The organism is Argonema galeatum A003/A1 (assembly GCF_023333595.1).
Taxonomy (GTDB): Bacteria; Cyanobacteriota; Cyanobacteriia; order Cyanobacteriales; family Aerosakkonemataceae; genus Argonema; species Argonema galeatum.
The window spans coordinates 19,201-36,784 of the sequence record NZ_JAIQZM010000031.1; the positions used below are offsets into that span (position 1 = coordinate 19,201).

Here is a 17,584-nt window from a genome sequence, read left to right on the forward strand (position 1 = left end):
GCATCTGGCATCGGGCTTTGGGAAATTTTAAGTTGAAGAAAAAGGAGAAGATTTATTTTGAATTTTAAATCTGAAATCTGAAATCTAAAATTAGTCATTGGGTCCCTAATGACTAATAACTACTGACCGATCGCTATTTGGTTGTCATGCTGTAAACGCCATCCCAAGACTCAGGGGGTGGGTCTAAGAGATATTTTTGGGCGCGTTCTAGGTGGACGGCGATCGCTTGGTCAAAGGAACGGATTTTCTGAGCGTTCTCAAAATTGGCGATCGCGCCAAAGAAGTCCCTAGCTAAGTAAGCTTCTCGTCCCGCACCGTAATGTGCTAAAAATTCTTGCTCTGAGTCCTTAAGAGGTTGAGTGCAATTGCCAATCAACTCGTAGATAGTCACAGCTTCGTGTTTTCCCTTGACCCTGATTTTGTCGAGTTCGCGCACCCAGATGCGATCGCCGCAGAGGTTATAGGTAAACTCGCTCAAAATAATATCGCAACCATATTCCTTAGTGACACCCTCCAACCGAGAACTTAGGTTAACGCCATCTCCAATCACCGTATAATCCATTCGTTTTTGCGAACCAATATTCCCCGAAACCACATCTCCCGAACTAATACCAATCCCAATGTGGATTTGCGGCTGAGCGGCAATAATACGCCGATGGTTAAATATAGCAAGACGCCGACGCATATCCAGCGCCGTTTGAATAGCCAACCAGGCATGATCCTTTAATGGTAGAGGCGCACCAAAAACAGCCATCAGAGCATCCCCAATAAACTTATCCAACGTGCCTTCGTGGTTAAAGACTGCCTCTACCATTGTTTCAAAGTACTGATTCAGCAGCGATACAACTTTAGCCGCTCCCAAATTTTCCGTCAGAGTGGTGTAGCCCCGAATATCGGAAAATAAAATCGTCACTTCCTTGCGTTCGCCTACCATCAAGGAATCTTCCGCCTGTGCCATCACTCGTTCGGCTACGCCGGGTGTCATGTAGCGGTACAGAGTGGTTTTCATGCGTTTTTCTTGAGAGATATCCTCTAACACCACTAAACCACCTCGGACGCCTCCTTCTGGATTAGTTAGCGGGTTGACTGTCAGATTGATACTGCGTTCTATTTCTTGGACTTTTTCCTTGGGTACGTAAGCGGGGGTTGGTACGGAACCGTCATTTGTAGCGAGTTCGTTCCAGGGTATAAAGATATCGGGTTTGGTGCGATCGCGAATTGCCAGAATGTAGGATATTGTATCGTCTTCAGCATTTGGCTGATGGTTGTTTTCTCCTACTTCCTTATTCTGTGGAGGGTCTACCCACAAACCTACCGTCAAGCTTTGTTCTGGCACGTAATGCTTCGCCGCATTTTTCAGGCTATCCTGTAGCCGCATTTGCAGATTCTCGATCGGCACGACCTCCCAGACAAGGCGACTTATCAGCTTTTGTTCCCAAATCTGCTTGTGGCTTTTACCGCTAGTTTGTTGCAGGGGGCAACCCAGCAATTCCAGAGCTGCATCGTTTATAGTCACGATTCGGCCTTGCATATCGGTGGAAATCACCGCATCTGAAAGGCTTTGCAGGATATCTTTTTGATATTGCTTTTCAAGAAGAACATTTTCAAATAGTTTGGCATTTTCCAGGGCGATCCCAGCTTGAATATTAAACGCCCGCATAAATTCTTCATCCGAGCTGGTGAAGCTGCCTTGGTTTTTGTTAATTAACTGCGTAACGCCGATCAAGTGGCTACTGGAGTTAAAAACGGGCAGACAGAGTATATTCCGGGTGACATAGCCGGTACGCTTGTCTGTGGTGGGGTCGAAGCGGGGGTCTTTGTAGGCGTCGGGGATATTCAGCGGCCCCCCCGTAGAGGCGACGTAGCCTGCGATTCCCCTGTTAGCGGGAATGCGGATTTCCAGCACAGTGTTGCCATCTGCGGCGGCAACTTTTGTCCACAGCTCGTCGGTTTCTTTGCTGAGTAAGAATAGGGTACTGCGATCGGCCTGCATCAGGTTACGGGCTTGATCCATTACAGAGCGCAAAGTAGTCTCCAGGTCAAGACTCTGGCCGAGAGTTTGGGTAGCTTTTAGTAGTGCAGCTGCGCCGCGTTGGTTGCGGGCGGCGACATAGAAGGACTGACAGCTTTCCAGGATGATGCCGATGCTGGCCGCAAAATCGCGAAATATCTCTTCGTCTTCGCTATTGAAGGGGATATTGCTAGCTTTGTTAGTTAGCTGAACTACGGCTACTATCTGCTCTTTGCTGCTCAAAACCGGCATACACAGGATGTTGCGGGTGTAATAGTTAGTCTGTTTATCTAATTCTGGATTAAATAGAGGGTGATTGTAGGCATCGGGGATATTGAGGGATTCGCCAGTGGTGGCTACGTGACCGGCAATGCCAACATTCATCGGTAGGCGTATTTCAATAGGCTTTTCACCTTCTCCTTGTGATATTTTCGACCATAGTTGGCCTTTATCAACGTCTACCAAAAAGATCGTGGTGCGATCTGCCTGGAGAATTTGGCCGATTTTGAGCGTAATGGCCTCTAGAGTCCTCTCCAGCATCGTTTCTAGGGCTTCATCGTTGATTAGATCGATCGCTCTCAGAAATTGCTGGAATTCAGCGGTGATAAAGTCGAGCAGGCAGACAAATTCCGGAACGGAAAGAGTCTTGACTCGCTGCATCAGCGCATCGGTGCGATGCACTTGAGTCAGCTGAGTCAACGTCGCCAGGACGCTACCAGTGTTCGAGAGTGTCATAAGAATTTTAGATTTTAGATTTTAGATTTAGTGGGGAGTGGGGGCGTGGGGAAGTGGTGACTTCCTCTCCCTACTACTGTAAGGGCGAAGCATTTTTGCCAATAAATTTCGATGCTTAGTCAAAAGTTATCTCCAAAAATGCTTCGCCCCTACTCCCTACTACCTACTACCTACTACCTATTTTGGGTAAGGCAACCTACTACGAATGTATCTGCTTAGCTTCTTAGGAACAAGGTATTTTCAAATTTCCCTCTTCCCTCTAGCCCTCTGCCCCTAGCCCATTTTGACTTTTGAATGAGTGACTTTTGAATGAGTGACTTTTTTAGCCCCTAGCTAGTCCCTTTTTGATAATAGCGTTGCAGTTGACGGGTGGCGGCTGCCCAGCCCCACCGTTCTGCTTCTTGGCGAGCGTTTTGACGTACTGTTTCGCGTTCTTCTGGATTGGCTAGCAGGCGTTGGGTAGCGGCGATCGCACCTTGTTCGTCGGTGGGGTCAAATAAGTAGCCGTTGATTCCATCTGTCACGATGTCGGGAATGCCACCTGAACGCGCTGCTACGACTGGACACCCGGCTGCCATTGCTTCTAGCAACACTAATCCCAATGTTTCGGTGCGGGAGGGGAATATAAAGGCGTCGGCAGAAGCATAAGCGGAGGTGAGTTCTCGGCCTCGCAGATAGCCAACAAAATTGGTGGGTGTTCCGGCGAAGAGTTTCTCTAAGGCTTCTCGATTGGGGCCATCTCCTACTAAAGCTAGGCGGGCGTCTGGTATGGCTTCTAGGACGGGTTTGATGCGATCGATTTCTTTTTCGGCACCCAGACGACCTACATACAGCAGCAAGGGGCTATCTGGGTGTCCTTGACTGAGATGCGATCGCATTTCTCTACTTGCTAAGTCGGGATGAAACAATTCTGTATCGACTCCCCGCTGCCACAAATCTACCCTTTCAATGCCGTGGCTTCTCAGTTCCTGCACCATCGCCATTGAAGTACAGAGATTCAAGTCTGCTTGATTATGGGCTGATTTAAGTAGTTCCCACAACAAACCTTCCAGCATTCCCCATCCATAGTGTTGCAAATACTGCGGTAGATGGGTATGGTAAGACGCCACTAAGGGAATTTTCAGCATTTTTCCGTAGAACAAACCGGCTAATCCCAAAATAGCTGGGTTAACGACGTGAATGATATCTGGCTTCCATTCTTCTAGGGCGTGACCGATCGCCGGACGCGGTACTGCCATTTTTAATTCTGGATACATTGGTAGCGGGAAGCCGGGAACTCCATAAATTTTGGCTCCTTTATATTCCGGCACACCATAATCGGGCGAAAAAATTAATACTTTGTCGCCGTTACGCTGTAAATGATCGATCGTATGGCACAGGCGCGTTACGATGCCATCAATCTTGGGCAAAAACGTTTCGGTGAATAGGGCAATTCGCATAAAAAACTGGTTATTAAGGATCTGATAATCCTAGCTTTTTGGCAATGTCGGAATTGGTAACGGGATACAACAACTCGCGGGGTGTCAGCAAATTTGTCAAATCACCGCTTTTGTATTGATGCTGTTGTTGCACAAATTCTGAGATATCTTCGATGTCGATAATCCATTCTGTTGCATAACGGGATAAAATTTCACCCCGCAAACCTAGCTGGATAGCGCGTCGTTCGAGTTTTGCGCCGCTAGGATGACGATCCCGGTCCCATTGCAGTCGAACTGATGAGTGTTTAACAGCTTTTTTCCATTCTGCTTCGCTACTATACAAATCTGGGATGTAGCTGGAATGAACGATATTTGCCAAAATACCATCAAAGGCCGATCGTTTTAACTTCACCGCGAGAATTACTTCTTGTCCTGGTTTTGTTCCCCATTCGGAACGATACATCATCCAGAGAAAGTTAGGTTTGATCCAACTCATGCGGTTGAGGTTAAATTCACCGCCGAAATAGCCGTGTGAGGCGGCAAAGTGGCCGATCGCCTGTCGATAAGCTTGATAGACAACAACAGAATTATCGTCAAACTGGGCTATAATATGATGACCTGTGTTTGGCGATCGGCTCACTTGCGCTAAATACGGTTCTGTTACCAGCCTCACAAAAATAGAATCCTACTATCTGTGCCAAGAAACTTTGGGCAGAATTTGGTTTTTATCAACGCGGTGTTGATACTTGACCGCAAAGTTTAATAGAGAATCGATCAGTGCCTCTGAGAGATAATGAGGCTGCAATCCGAGACTTAACAAACTGGTGTTTTTAGCGTTGAAGTAATGTTCTTCTTTTTCAATTCTGGGGTTATCCAGATGATTGATTTCTACATCGAGTCCGAGGGAATGACTTGCTTTTTTGACCATCATGGCTAAGTCGCCAACGCTAAACATTTCGGTGAATTGGTTGAAAACGCGGAATTCACCGGCAGCTGCTGGGTTTGCGATCGCAATTTCCATACATCGCACGGTATCGCGAATATCCAAGAAACCGCGAGTTTGTCCGCCTTTACCATACACTGTAATCGGATGTCCGATCGCAGCTTGAATGCAGAACCGATTCAGGGCTGTGCCAAAAACACCATCGTAGTCGAGGCGGTTAATCAGCAGTTCGTCCATGCCAGTTTCTTCCGTCAGCACGCCATAAACGACACCCTGATTCAAGTCTGTGGCACGTAAACCCCACATCCGACAGGCAAAGTGGATGTTGTGACTGTCGTGAACTTTAGAGTTACCGCACCAAACAGGCTTGCCATTGCGACGAACCAGTACAATACCGTCTCCCGGCACTTCACAACAATAAACCTGTCCGCAGTAATCTTCCATCCAGTCGTTCGGTTCTTCGGGGAATTGATTAACTTGGCAAATAGTCGATTTGGTGATATTTACCCGATATTCGTTCCCAAAACGAGATACATTGGCTGAAAGACCCAACTTGATCGCAATTTCCTGGACATCATCTGCCAGTTGACGAGAAACTGTATAATAACGCCCGTAATCCTTTTCTCGGTTCATCCAAGTTCCGTCACCTTCCATCAAAGCATCGAAGAGAATTCGTAGCTGACGGCGCGACAGATTGAGTAACTCTTTGGGAATGTGTTTGTCGTAGCTTTTACCCAGATGTTTCAGGTAAACAGCCAATTGCGTGCTGAAGAGATAGTGAACTATCAAATCGCTGTCTTTAATTGGATAAGCGCTATAACTGCATCCAATAGCATCGGCAATTCGCCCCAATGCTAAGGCAACTTGGTCGGAGTGAGGACCCGATTTCTGAGGTACGGCAATCCGATTTGGCGCTTTCTTGCGTCCACTATCGACTGAGCCTTCCGCAATATACCATCCTAAAAAGCACAACCAATCATCCATCCGGATCTCGACTGGTGGTTTGGTTGTGGGAACGTATCCGCCGTTTAGGTAGCTGTATCCGGGTAAGGTAAACGTCGCTACTTCTTCTCCTTCCCACTCACAACCGATGTGGTAGCGGTTGTACTTATGCAGGATTTCACCAGCAACCTCGAAGCGCATCTGTTCGCTGTCATCGCGCTTTTTGTACGAAGTCACCATGCGATGATTTGGGGTGACACATAAATCGAGTCGCCGTCCCTCCAGGCAGTACATCTGTCCTTCGTAATAGTAGGACATTAAAGCTGTCGGTTTTGCGTAGACTAGCTGTGCTGAGGACAACTGTCTGGTGGCAACCTCATCTTCTGGACTAACATCTTTGAATAGTTTCCAGCCATTGCGCGTTAAGACTTCTGTTTGGTCGTCATAACACAGGTGGTAGAAACTGCCTGGTTGCTTAGGATACGGAAGCGTATCTTTGCGACCGTTATGCTCGATCGTGATGTAACCTTCTTCGATGTCGATGTTGGGCGTACCGTACTCGCCCATCGTTCCCAATTTCACCAAGTGGCAATCTGGGAAATCTTCCCTCATGGCGTATAGGAGATTCAGCGTACCGACAACGTTGTTAACCTGAGTAAGTACGGCGTGTTCGCGATCGATCATCGAGAAAGGGGCCGATCGCTGTTCGCCAAAATGTACTATTGCCTCTGGCTCAAACTTGTGCAGCGTTTTGCTCAAGAAATCGTAGTTGGTGATATCGCCAATAAACAGGTCAATGGATTTGCCTGTAAGATCGCGCCAGCGCTGGAGGCGGTGCTGGATGGGTGCGATCGGCGTGAGGGTCTCAACGCAAAGCTCTAAATCCCAGTGTCGCCGCACTAGGCTATCCAAAATGGCGACCTCATAACCTCGGTTGGAAAGGTAGAGTGCAGTTGCCCAACCACAATAGCCATCGCCACCAATAACCAGGACTCTCATCTTTCTAAAATCTTGTTGACTGACACTCGCTAAATCTACCAGGTTTGGGTACACTCTCAACTAAGAAAATGTAGGGCGTCGGGAGTGGGGGAGTGGGGGAGTGGGAGAGTGGGAGAGTGGGGGAGTGGGAGAGTGGGAGAGTGGGGGAGGGGGAGAGTGGGGGAGTGGGAGAGTGGGGGAGTGGGAGAGTGGGAGAGTGGGGGAATTATTATGTACATTTTCTCCCGCTCTCCCGATCTTTCCCTAGCCCAAGTGCCTCTACAGTTTTATCTCGTCGGCAAAGGTAGCCCAGCGGACGAAGTAGAAGGGGCCAGCTACAGAACCCCAGATATGTTCGTCGGTTTCTGGGTCGCGTCCGCGATCGAGACTGATAAACTTTTCCTCATCAATCTCGAATTCGCTATCCAGGTAGGTGTTTCTGCCGTTGCGAAACACCATGCAACTTTTACCTGGTTCCACCCTACCTTTGAAGCAGCTGCCAGTCCACTCTACAATCATGTTGCAGCCCGGTAATTTCTCTAATTGGTCTGCTTTGAGGTTTTGCAGTTGCTTCTTGTCGCGTGAGGCTCCGTAGAACTTTTCTTCTTCCTTGACCGTGTAATTTTCAATTTCGATGTGCTTCCCCGTATTGAGCAATTTCAGAACTCGCACGCGGTAAGGGTTATTCAGGGTATAGTCGTAGGCTTGTTCCACAAAGAAACCTACGCCGGATAGGACTTCTAGGGGTAAGGGACGCATACAAACGCGAATGTGGGCATAAAATGGCGGATTTTCAAAGGCTTGGGCTTGGTTGCTGAAGTCTGCTGCCATCAAGCGAGCTAAAGTGGCAAGATCCGTGGAATGAGTCATTCTTTGTTAAAGTGTGCTTGTTCGGAACGATCGCAAGTCATTTTAACAAAATGCCATCTTGGACATAACTGTGACTTCGATCGCATATTAGTCCAGTTTGACTCACCGATCGCCATTAGTATTATCACCGAGGAGATATCGGCAGAATCACCCACCATCAAAGGAAACAGAGGGATGATAAAGATGTCGAGTTCAAAGCAACCCCATGTCCCCAGTTAACCTCCTCCCCGGCGCAATCGAAGAACTAATCGCTACCGTTACCGACACCCACCGCCTCACCAAAGCCGATCGTTATGGTATGATGGCTGCGATCCTGGACGAGTCCACCACAGATGAACAACGCGGCTGTCTCGATCGCCTCATTCGCTCTCTCGTCAAAGGTCGCATTCAAGTAGCTGACGAATTATCAATAGTAATGTAAATAGCAGACTGATTTTGCGGAACTCGACACTCCTAGCAAATCAACATTTAGCGCTTCCCTAACCGATTAATACCAAATCCGGCTTAAACTACCCCCTTTTTCTTGAAACCCGCGCAGGCGGGTTTTGGTTGTGTAGCCGCGAATGAGAGTCGTCTTTCTTTATATCTTCTCTTGTACCCAAAATTTATTAATAACACCTCCTATGAAACTCCAAGCTATTGATGAATCAGAATTTAACCAAATTGATGCTTCCAGAAAATTGATTACCCACCAACATCCTCGCCAATTCGCCATTCTTGACCTTGGTAATAAATTGGGACGCTACGGAATTAGTTGGAATAGCGACCTGATTGAACCGATGTTAAAACTATCGCCAGATGGACAGATAGTTTGGGTGGGAGTAGAGCAAAAGCTGGCAGCTATTTGTACGATAGACGGCCAAACTTTGTTAATTTTACCACTGACTTGCTATTTAGTACAAATGCTAACTTTAGACGATGTAACTGCTGTAATTACTGAAGAGGAATTGCTAATTTTCAATCGCAGAGGCTCTATTCGCTATAGTAAGGCTTTGCCTGATATAGCAATAGGAATGTCAGCGATCGACGAATATTTGGTGATTAAATTGCAAGAAGGCGAGACTTTGCTCTTAGATCCTCAAACTTGTACTTTTAAGCAGTTGCACTTTCCGCACGTCAAAAAGGAGTCCCCAGCGCTTGGATAGAAGCGAGGGAAAGTTTTCCCAAGGATTTTTTGAACGCTTCTAAAGACGAAAAAAATTAAACCAAGGTACACAAAAGTAGCAATTTTTCTCTGCGTACCTCTGCGCTAACCTTTGCGTCCTTTGCGTTAAAATCAACGTCCGCTTTTAAGACGAAACAGCAGAAACTGCGTTATTTGTCGATCGCTAAAGTTATCATCGCTAACCAAAACCAAACTCTGGCTACCATCAGGTAAAGTAGGGCCTTTCGCCATTCCTTCTAGATTATCCAAACTAATCCCAAGTTCCTTCAAATCTAAAAGCAATTTTTTCTTAACTGGTTCAACTGCCCTGAGTTCCCCTTTTAGACTAGCAATGCGGGAAGTATCGGTTGCAGCACCAGTCGCTATTTGAAAAATGCGAATGTTGACCCCAAAAAGACCGAAAGACCGCTCTACACTGAGAAAATGTCCGCCTTGGTCTATTGCTAATAATTCCACCAAACCATGATATTGAGCGCCAACTGGTGGTGGGGATAGCTGATAAAGATGTTCGGAAAGTATAATGGGTGAGCGATCGCTAATCAGATAATGCAGCAGACGAGATTTGATGATTAGTGGTTTGGGATTGCCTCGATCGTCCAATTGTATCGGATCGCGGTCTTGTACAAGCGCTGATTCTGTAGCTGTAAATAAACGAATTGGTTCGCCGCTAGCTGGTGTCGATCCGGTAGGATTGAGTGTCAAAGCTTCAAATCCCAAGTTATCTTGAACGCCCCGTTGTTGCAGATCTCCTGTAGCATCGGGGATATAGCGCTGTGGAATTGAGAATTTTTGCCGCAAACGACCTGTTTGCAGATCGAATTCTTGTATGGAAGGGGGGATGCTGTTTCTGGCGACGCCTTCACTGGAAATAAATACAGTTCGCTGGGGAGAAAGGGCGATTCCTTCTGGATCGATCGCGTTTTTGGGATAGGTTTTTCCGTCTTGTCCTTTGAGAAAGGTGACGTTTTCTACTTCTACTTTCTGGATACCACTGTTGCCCAAAGATAGCTTGAGGGTGTAGAAACGAGCTGGGGCATATACGCTTTGGTCATCGGAAAGGGCATAGAAGCGATCGCTCTTTCTGTCATAAGCAAGCGCCGATAATCCCCCTACAGAGGTATCTTTAAATTTTTGCTTGGGTAACTTGTACTCGCCCAAGAATTCCAGGGATAAGTCGAGAAAAGTCCGCTGCTGGGCGCTGACTTGCGGCAAACTACACGCTGCAAGCAAACTTAATAACGTTACCGCTAAAGCCAAAACCAGCGTTTGTACGCTTTTACTCACTAACTTTCTCCTCTAAAATTTAAAATTGTTTGACATCAGACACCAAAACTGCCACAGGTGAGTCAAAGGACGTGGAACCCCACCCCCAGCCCCTCCCCGCAACAGGGAGGGGAGAAATACTCCCCCCTCTCCCCAACAGGGAGAGGAGAAATACTCCCCCCTCTCCCCAACAGGGAGAGGAGAAATACTCCCCCCTCTCCGAGGTCGGAGAGGGGGGTTAGGGGGGTGAGGTTCCGGCGATAGTTGGTAGCCAGTCAAAGGATGATACAAACATGAGACTACTATGCGCGATCGCACACAATCAAAAATAAAAATTTCTTCTCCCCCCTTTCTCCCCCTCGTGTTTTGTTCGGTGCTTTGGCTTCTTCTCAGTTTGCCAGCAACAGCCGCTGATAATAACACTAAAAAGCCTAACCCAAATCAATTTCCTCCCAACCCTCTGGAACTCAGGACACCCGATCCGCTTATCCCTCGTTCTCGGAGAGACAAAAGACCCCTGACTGAAGAAGAACTGGCACGATTAGTACCTGCTTTGGACGAACTAAATGTTGAGGCTGCTGCTAAGTTGCAAGCTGGTGACGAAAAGGGCGCTTTTGAAACTTGGTATCGAGAACTGCGATTGCGGCGATACCAGGGGCTATTGCCAGAAGTACAAGCGCTGAGTCGAGTTGGTGGCATTGCCTGGGATCGAAATCTGAGTGAAGATGTGCAGTATATCACAAAGCGACTGCAAACGATACAGCAGGCTCAATTGAAGTTACCAGTTGATTTAAATTTGTTGCGATCGCTTGCGACTGCCTTTGAGCAAGTAAAATCGCCTGATTGGGCTGTCAAGGTTTACGAACAAATTTTAGCAGTAACGCGATCGCAACAAGATGCTGTCCAAGAAGAAGCATTGCTGCTAAAGATTGGCGAACTGAGTGTGAGTTGGTTTGATTACTCCAAAGCTGTCAGCGCTTATCAGGAATTAGCGCGTTTGGCGCAAGAAAAAGGCGATTCCGTCAAGCAAGTTACTTATCTCAAACAGCTAGCTTACCTCTACGGCAAAGATAACCAAATTGAGAAAGCTATCAAGGCAAAGCAGCAGTTAATCGAGTTTTACCGCAACGAAAAAGATTTCGTCCAGATTCCCACTATCCAGCTGGAGATCGGGTCAGCTTACGAAGCTGTTGGTCAATTAGAACAAGCAGTACAAAGCTATCAAGAAACTTATGCCTTTGCCTGGTCAATCCAACAATATTCTAGCGCAGCCGATGCCCTGCGGAAGTTAGTCGCACTCCAACGCTCTTTGAAACAAATAAATCCTGCCTTGGAAACCTATCAAGTTCTTCTACAAGCTGATTATTTAGCCCACAACTTCTACGGCATGATGAATACTTACGACGAAGTGGGTCAAATTTATTTGGAGAATAAAAACTATCCTCAAGCACTGACAGCCTTTCAAAAAGGTTTGGAACTTGCCAAGCAGTTGAAATATCGGGAAGCCTATTTCGCTAGACAGATTCAAGAAGTTACCGAACAGGCTAAATAAAAGTCAAAAGTCACTCATTCAAAAGTCAAAAGAAAAAATGGGCATAGGTAAGAATGTTAGGACTTACGTTTTAACCAAGGTTTTGCCCCCCTAGCCCCCCAAATCTGGGGGGAGAAGAGTCCTGTCCCCCCCAGATTTGGGGGGCTAAGGGGGAGAAAAGCGTAAGTCCTAAATGTATTACCAAATACAGCTTATATCTCTTCAGCTAGAGGCGGTCGAAGGGGAGATTTCCCACTAGAGGTTGATTCACTTTCTTTGGTAAATCGATAAATTTAGGAATATCAAGCACCTGTCGGGACTTCAAAGAGAAAAAACATGAAACGTTCTAATCTATCCAAGATTGCTGGAGCTAGCGTCCTCGCTCTGAGCTTAACTATTCTTCCCTCCACTCTACCTGCCGCTGCACAAAATAACTCTAACCCTAACGTCGATCGCTCAGGCCCTACCGTAGACACAACGCCTTTCCAAGAAACTAAAGATGATAATAATAATTGGGGATGGCTGGGATTAATTGGTCTGGTCGGTTTAGCCAATCTTTTCCGCAAAGAGCCAGAACGGGTGGTAAATCGCGATCGCGATGATGCAGTGGCTGGCTCTGGCCCCAGAATGTAACTCTTAACCAGGGTCAAAATTTGAATTTGGTATGCCCACATTTGGGCAAGCTGTTCGCAATTGGCACTATTTCTAAACTGACTGCGATAACTTGCCCATCCTGTACCAATTCGCTAAAATCTGGCGGGGAAAATTCCTTCCTTTTTAACCCTTAACCTTTTCCCTCAATTATGAGTAGCATCAATAAAGCGAAACGGTTCAATATATATGAACTGATGAACTTAAATCTAAACCCTTCTGCCAGTTAGTAAATATGTCTTCATTTGCCCCTTGCCTTTGATATCAATCATGCCCCGCTCTTCTAAGACATATTTGTCCGCCAATTTATAATAAGTTGTTTCTGTTAGCTGAATGCTACCAGGTAGACCGTGGGATTCCATGCGGCTAGCAGTGTTAACAGCATCGCCCCATAGGTCATACGTAAACTTTATAGTGCCAATGACTCCAGCCACCACTGGGCCAGTGTTGATGCCAATGCGGAGGCTGAAATTCGTATTTTGGGCGACGTTGAATTGCACAATAGCTTTTTGCATATCGAGTGCCATTTCGGCGATCGCTTCCGCGTGATCGCTCTTGGATATGGGAATACCGCCCGCTACCATATAGGCATCCCCAATCGTTTTAATTTTCTCCAATCCATGCTTTTCTGTCAGCCGATCGAAGATGGAGAAGATTTGGTTAAGCAAGCAGACCAGTTCCCTGGGAGAAACTAGGCTAGCCATCTGGGTGAAATTAACCAGATCGGCAAACAAAATTGTCACTTCATCAAAGCTGTCAGCAATGATGGTTTCTTCCAGTTTTAAGCGATCGGCAATTGGCTTTGGCAAGATGTTAAGTAACAAGCGCTCGGATTGTTCCTGTTGATAGCGCAGTGCTTCTTGCACTGTCTTACGAATCGTGACGTCGTGAAAAAAGACAGACAAACCCTCATAAGAAGGAAAGGCACGCACTTCAGACCAGCGGTTTGCTGGCCCGTAAAAATCTTCAAAGGTAACACTGACCTGTTGAGTTACCGCTTTGTGATACTCCCGATAAAACTTAGAATCGACAGATTCGGGGAATACATCCCAGATAACTTTGCCGATAAGTTCTTCCGGTGTTTGTTCCAAAATTTGTCCGGCTTTTTGATTGACATAGGTAAACCGCCATTGCCGATCTAAGGCAAAAAAAGCATCCGACATAATTTCGATCAAATCCACAACTTGCCGATCGGAAGCCCCCAGCTTGGCTTCTGCTTGTTGACGCCTAGCGTTTTGGCGCTCTAACCTAGCCAAATTAAGCCGTAACTCCATGTGGGCGATCGCCTGACGCCCTAAAGTCCGCAGCGCTTCTAGCTGTTCAGCGGTAAGATTGCGGGGAATTCGGTCGATTACGCAAAGAGTTCCCAAGGGAAAACCGTCAGAAGTAACCAAAGGATTGCCCGCATAAAACCGGATATTAGGGTCAGAAGTTACTAGCGGGTTGCCAGCAAAGCGCTCATCTTCTGGCGCATTGGGCACAATCATCACTTCATTTGGGTTGAGAATGGCATGGGCGCAGAAGGCGAGTTCTTTAGGCGTTTCTGTAGCATCAAGCCCAACCTTTGACTTAAACCACTGCCGATTAGTATCAATAAGGCTGATTAGAGCTATAGGAGTACCGCAGATATACGCTGCCAAACGGGTGAGGTCATCAAAGACTTCTTCTGGCGGTGTGTCGAGAATCTTATACCGCTCAAGCGCTTTTAGCCTATCCTCCTCGTTGCTGGGTAAGGGTGCCGCTTTCATAGTTGGCGTCGCAACTCGACGCCGACGTTTGAGGGAGGCAACTATCCAGCTTTTCATGCGTTTGACTAGCTGTGCCAGCACCCCAACTAGGTTGGCAATATTTTTATCAAAATTTGTTTTGTTAGCTTTTTTGGGAGAGTTTGCCTTGGACAACTTCTAATACTCCTTTGACACTCCAAAAGTTATCCACATAAGGGCTTACGCATATTATAAGTAGAATGAGAGGGGAAGAAACGCACATAAAAACAAAGCAAATTGGCTGTTTTACTTGCTGCCGAAGTCCTAGAAAAAGACAAATTGGTGCTAGCTGAATAACACTGAAACAGGAGAACGCCAGTACTAAGTTTTAACGTAAATTAGTCACCTAATTACAATGTTGGCAGCTTGCTAATATCCTTCACAAGGCTCTTTTAGAGTCAGTAGACGCACAATTTATGATTATAAAGTCAATAAGGATATTTTAGAGCCAATACATCATTGTAGCTCATTAGGCGAGTTAATGGTGTTTTTATCTGTAAAATATAAATATTTTTTGGCTTATATTTACCTATTAGCGCAAGTATATCATAGCCAAAAACTATTAATTTACACATAAAAATAGGCAAAAATTAAAAGTGGAAGTAAAAACCCCGCGTCTAAAGCCAGTGAATTGAAAAAAGAGCAAATACCAGTTCTTTTTTCATGCTTAAAGACAGGGGTATAACTTTATCTTCTAAGTTTTGCCTTGGTCTTATCAGATGACTTAGCTCTAACGATTGCGTAAAGAGCGCAGTTGTACTTCCACTGCATTCAGATACTCATCGTCCGCCATAATTGCAGATGGGAGTCGGTTGGCTTTCACCGCACTCTGGACTAGATCTTCGGCGCTAACAGTCCCTGTACGGTAAGCAAAAATTAGACCTTCGGCGCTGGGAATGCCTTGTTCCTGAAAGTAACCTTGATATGCCATGAAAACAAGATTGAAGGGCTCTAGCTCAAAAGTAGAAGTTGTAGAGGGACTGCTCGACGTGGAACGGTTGTTGTCTGTTGACTGAGATCTAACGGCAGGTGCGGTGACAGCAGACAGTAGCAGAACCGATAAACCACTAATAATTAAACGTTTCATCACACAATCCCCTAAATTAATTAAAGTAACTTCGTAAATTACTTACCTTACTTACTATGATGATTTATTGCTAACAATAGTGCATCTAGCGATTAGAATAGGGCTGAAGGTAGAATAAATTTTGTTTCCGGCTAGGCTTCATACATAAAAGGGAGACTCTGTAGCTCTACCCAATGACAGACTTCGAGAAAATTAATCCGTTTTAGTCGATGAATTACGGCCCGATCGCACCCACCAACGAGCCAAACATCGCGCTAGCATACCCAAAATAACACTAACCAACACAGTCATCACCAAATTGAACCAGGGTAATAGTTCTGGCGATAACAAGCCTGTCGTCGGTGGCGGTGGTGCAGAGGTCGATCGCGCAACGGTTGGTTGAGGAGTTGGTGATGGTTTATAATCTTGTTTAGCTAAAGGTTGAGTAATTTTTTCCATAAATGGAGAAATAGCAGTTGCCGCGATCGCAGCTACGGCGAAACCTACACCTGCTACTTCTAGAGTTTCTTGGAAAAAGCGATCGCTTTCTGCTTGGTCAATTTCTACTCTAGCTCGAACAAAATTGAGAAATACTTCTAATAATCGCAAACCTGGACTTAAATTTTCATAATCTTTTTGCATTTGCAATTGATATTTATTCTTACAATCGCAACTAAAATTTTCCAAAAACTTTAAATCGCTTTTAAATGATTCAGACTGTAAATGTTCTCTCAGGGTCGTTAAACGTTGCTCGTAGTTATATAAATTAATTTCTAGTGTCCGAATTTGATACTCAAAATAACTTAGATCGATCGCGTAGGTAGAAAATGTTCCTTCGGCCTCATTTAAAACTTGCTGTAGTTTCCTAATATCTGCACCTTGAGAGTTATTACTCTTAAAAAAAGCGATGTAATTTTGAATCTTTTGAAAGTCTGCTTTTAAAGATTGTTTTAGATCCCGGCTTTGGCTGTAAGCAAATAAAATTTTATTCCGATCACAAAACAGACGCATCCAGTAATCTAAAAAATCACCAGATTTGCTAGCAGATGGCTCATCTGGATAAATCTGACGGGGTGACAACAATGGTTCAACCCCTTACTGCGTGCGGGGTTGAACCATTGTTGTCCAAAAAAAATCGGGATGCTATTCTCAAGAAGACCTACCCAATTGAAAAAAATGAATTTACTACCATTATTCTACACCCAATACCTAGAAACGCAACTAAAAAGAGCCTAGTTTTTAATTTTATCTATGTTAGTTGTCATGTTACAACAGCATCGAAGCGTAAAATTAGAAGAATTGGCTGGTCAATTTCCCCAGAAAATCCTATTTGAAAGTCGTCGCAAGAAACTGCAAAGATTTCTCTCCCTACCACACCTAACAGTAGAAAAAATTTGGTGGCCACTGTTCAGTTATTGGTTAACCAATAATTTTGAACCAACCTCAGTATTATACATCGCGATTGACCGCACTCAATGGGGTTTAATTAATTTAGCAGCGTTTTTAGGTAGTATATTGTTATTGATTGGGACAATATTAGGATTTTTATCAGGGCATATTATAGGGTTAATATTTTGGCTATCTAGTGGAATAAAAATGGGGAATATATCGGGAATTACTTTTGCCCATTTAGGTGGTATGATAGGACTGATTTTCGGCAGTTTATTTCCGAGCTTTCCTTGCATTCAACACTTAGCGTTACGAATAGTTTTTTGGTCGAATGGCTACATACCTTGGAACTATGCTCGTTTCCTGAACTACTGTACCGAACGTATGATTCTACAACGAGTCGGAGGTTGCTATCGCTTCATCCATCGTTTGCTGCAAGAACATTTCGCAAATATGGAACTTGTAGAGCTTTCTAAGAAAACAAACTCCAATTAAAACTTATACTCAAAAATAAAAAGCACTTACCCTCAAAAAATCTGCGCTCGATGAAACGGGATTTTCCCGATGTTACCGAGTCAGTCGAAACCGATCCTGATGATACTCCCATTGAAGAAGTGAAAGCAAGTCTCAGGAGAGCCTTACAGGAAGTAAAAGCAGGACAGCGCATCCCCCTTTCTGAAATGTGGGAAGGAATAGATGTCGAATGAAACGCCTTTAGTCCAAATCGATTTAACACCTGAGTATAAACGAAATTTGCGTGAATTAGCAAAAAAATATCGCAATATCAGGTTAGATACTCTGTCAATTATTTTTTATCTAATGCGATCGCTGTTATAATTTAGTTACCCTAATTTAG

At 45.3% G+C, this 17,584-nt stretch carries 14 protein-coding genes and 3 pseudogenes; 7 read left to right on the forward strand and 10 right to left on the reverse strand.

The window, feature by feature from the left end:
• Positions 1-133: 133 nt before the first annotated feature.
• The 6 genes and pseudogenes from LAY41_RS24605 to LAY41_RS24630 all read right to left on the reverse strand — a co-directional run bounded on the left by LAY41_RS24605 (position 134) and on the right by LAY41_RS24630 (position 7,897).
• Positions 134-2,746 carry a GAF domain-containing protein gene (locus LAY41_RS24605; protein ID WP_249103860.1) on the reverse strand — a complete coding sequence of 871 codons (2,613 nt, stop codon included), beginning with the start codon at positions 2,744-2,746 and terminating at the stop codon, positions 134-136.
• Positions 2,747-3,075: 329 nt separating this feature from the next.
• Entirely contained in the window at positions 3,076-4,185 is a 1,110-nt protein-coding gene (locus tag LAY41_RS24610; protein WP_249103862.1) for a glycosyltransferase family 4 protein, read from the reverse strand.
• Positions 4,186-4,198: 13 nt separating this feature from the next.
• Complete coding sequence (locus tag LAY41_RS24615; RefSeq protein WP_249103864.1) at positions 4,199-4,837, reverse strand: DUF4291 domain-containing protein; 639 nt, start codon at positions 4,835-4,837, stop codon at positions 4,199-4,201.
• Positions 4,838-4,852: 15 nt separating this feature from the next.
• Positions 4,853-5,455: pseudogene (locus LAY41_RS24620) on the reverse strand (NAD-dependent epimerase/dehydratase family protein); the annotation flags it as partial.
• Positions 5,456-6,499: 1,044 nt separating this feature from the next.
• Positions 6,500-7,048, reverse strand: a pseudogene (locus tag LAY41_RS24625) (NAD-dependent epimerase/dehydratase family protein); the annotation flags it as partial.
• A gap of 258 nt (positions 7,049-7,306) precedes the next feature.
• Positions 7,307-7,897, reverse strand: coding sequence for a chromophore lyase CpcT/CpeT (locus LAY41_RS24630; protein WP_249103866.1), 591 nt, complete (start codon positions 7,895-7,897; stop codon positions 7,307-7,309).
• Between LAY41_RS24630 and LAY41_RS24635 the strand changes: the two genes are divergently transcribed.
• The 3 genes from LAY41_RS24635 (at position 7,889) to LAY41_RS24645 (ending at position 9,042) form a co-directional block, all read left to right on the forward strand.
• A complete protein-coding gene (locus LAY41_RS24635) occupies positions 7,889-8,116 on the forward strand; it encodes a hypothetical protein (RefSeq protein WP_249103868.1) in 228 nt (75 codons plus the stop codon). The genes LAY41_RS24630 and LAY41_RS24635 overlap by 9 nt on opposite strands.
• Complete coding sequence (locus tag LAY41_RS24640) at positions 8,103-8,318, forward strand: hypothetical protein (protein ID WP_190463938.1); 216 nt, start codon at positions 8,103-8,105, stop codon at positions 8,316-8,318. The genes LAY41_RS24635 and LAY41_RS24640 overlap by 14 nt, the downstream gene beginning before the upstream one ends.
• A 202-nt stretch (positions 8,319-8,520) precedes the next feature.
• Entirely contained in the window at positions 8,521-9,042 is a 522-nt protein-coding gene (locus LAY41_RS24645) for a hypothetical protein (RefSeq protein ID WP_249103870.1), read from the forward strand.
• A 131-nt stretch (positions 9,043-9,173) separates the two neighbouring features.
• Here the strand turns inward: LAY41_RS24645 and LAY41_RS24650 are convergent, their stop codons facing one another.
• Positions 9,174-10,346: an esterase-like activity of phytase family protein gene (locus LAY41_RS24650; protein ID WP_249103872.1), complete on the reverse strand. Its 1,173-nt coding sequence runs from the start codon at positions 10,344-10,346 to the stop codon at positions 9,174-9,176.
• Between the two features lie 283 nt (positions 10,347-10,629).
• Here LAY41_RS24650 and LAY41_RS24655 point away from each other — a divergent pair, with 283 nt between their 5' ends.
• Both LAY41_RS24655 and LAY41_RS24660 read left to right on the forward strand, forming a co-directional pair.
• A complete protein-coding gene (locus tag LAY41_RS24655) occupies positions 10,630-11,877 on the forward strand; it encodes a tetratricopeptide repeat protein (protein ID WP_249103874.1) in 1,248 nt (415 codons plus the stop codon).
• Between the two features lie 315 nt (positions 11,878-12,192).
• A complete protein-coding gene (locus LAY41_RS24660; RefSeq protein ID WP_249103875.1) occupies positions 12,193-12,489 on the forward strand; it encodes a WGxxGxxG family protein in 297 nt (98 codons plus the stop codon).
• A gap of 227 nt (positions 12,490-12,716) precedes the next feature.
• Here LAY41_RS24660 and LAY41_RS24665 read toward each other — a convergent pair whose 3' ends face one another.
• The 3 genes from LAY41_RS24665 to LAY41_RS24675 form a co-directional block, all read right to left on the reverse strand.
• Entirely contained in the window at positions 12,717-14,312 is a 1,596-nt protein-coding gene (locus LAY41_RS24665; RefSeq protein WP_249103934.1) for an adenylate/guanylate cyclase domain-containing protein, read from the reverse strand.
• Between the two features lie 691 nt (positions 14,313-15,003).
• Complete coding sequence (locus LAY41_RS24670; RefSeq protein ID WP_249103878.1) at positions 15,004-15,360, reverse strand: hypothetical protein; 357 nt, start codon at positions 15,358-15,360, stop codon at positions 15,004-15,006.
• A gap of 192 nt (positions 15,361-15,552) precedes the next feature.
• Positions 15,553-16,350, reverse strand: coding sequence for a hypothetical protein (locus LAY41_RS24675; protein ID WP_249103880.1), 798 nt, complete (start codon positions 16,348-16,350; stop codon positions 15,553-15,555).
• 240 nt (positions 16,351-16,590) lie between these two features.
• On the opposite strand from LAY41_RS24675, the gene LAY41_RS24680 reads away from it, so the two are divergent.
• Both LAY41_RS24680 and LAY41_RS24685 read left to right on the forward strand, forming a co-directional pair.
• On the forward strand, positions 16,591-17,223 hold the full coding sequence (locus tag LAY41_RS24680; RefSeq protein ID WP_249103882.1) for a hypothetical protein: 633 nt from the start codon (positions 16,591-16,593) through the stop codon (positions 17,221-17,223).
• An 86-nt stretch (positions 17,224-17,309) separates the two neighbouring features.
• Positions 17,310-17,435 (forward strand): annotated as a pseudogene (locus LAY41_RS24685) (type II toxin-antitoxin system RelN family antitoxin); the annotation flags it as partial.
• Positions 17,436-17,584 lie beyond the last annotated feature (149 nt).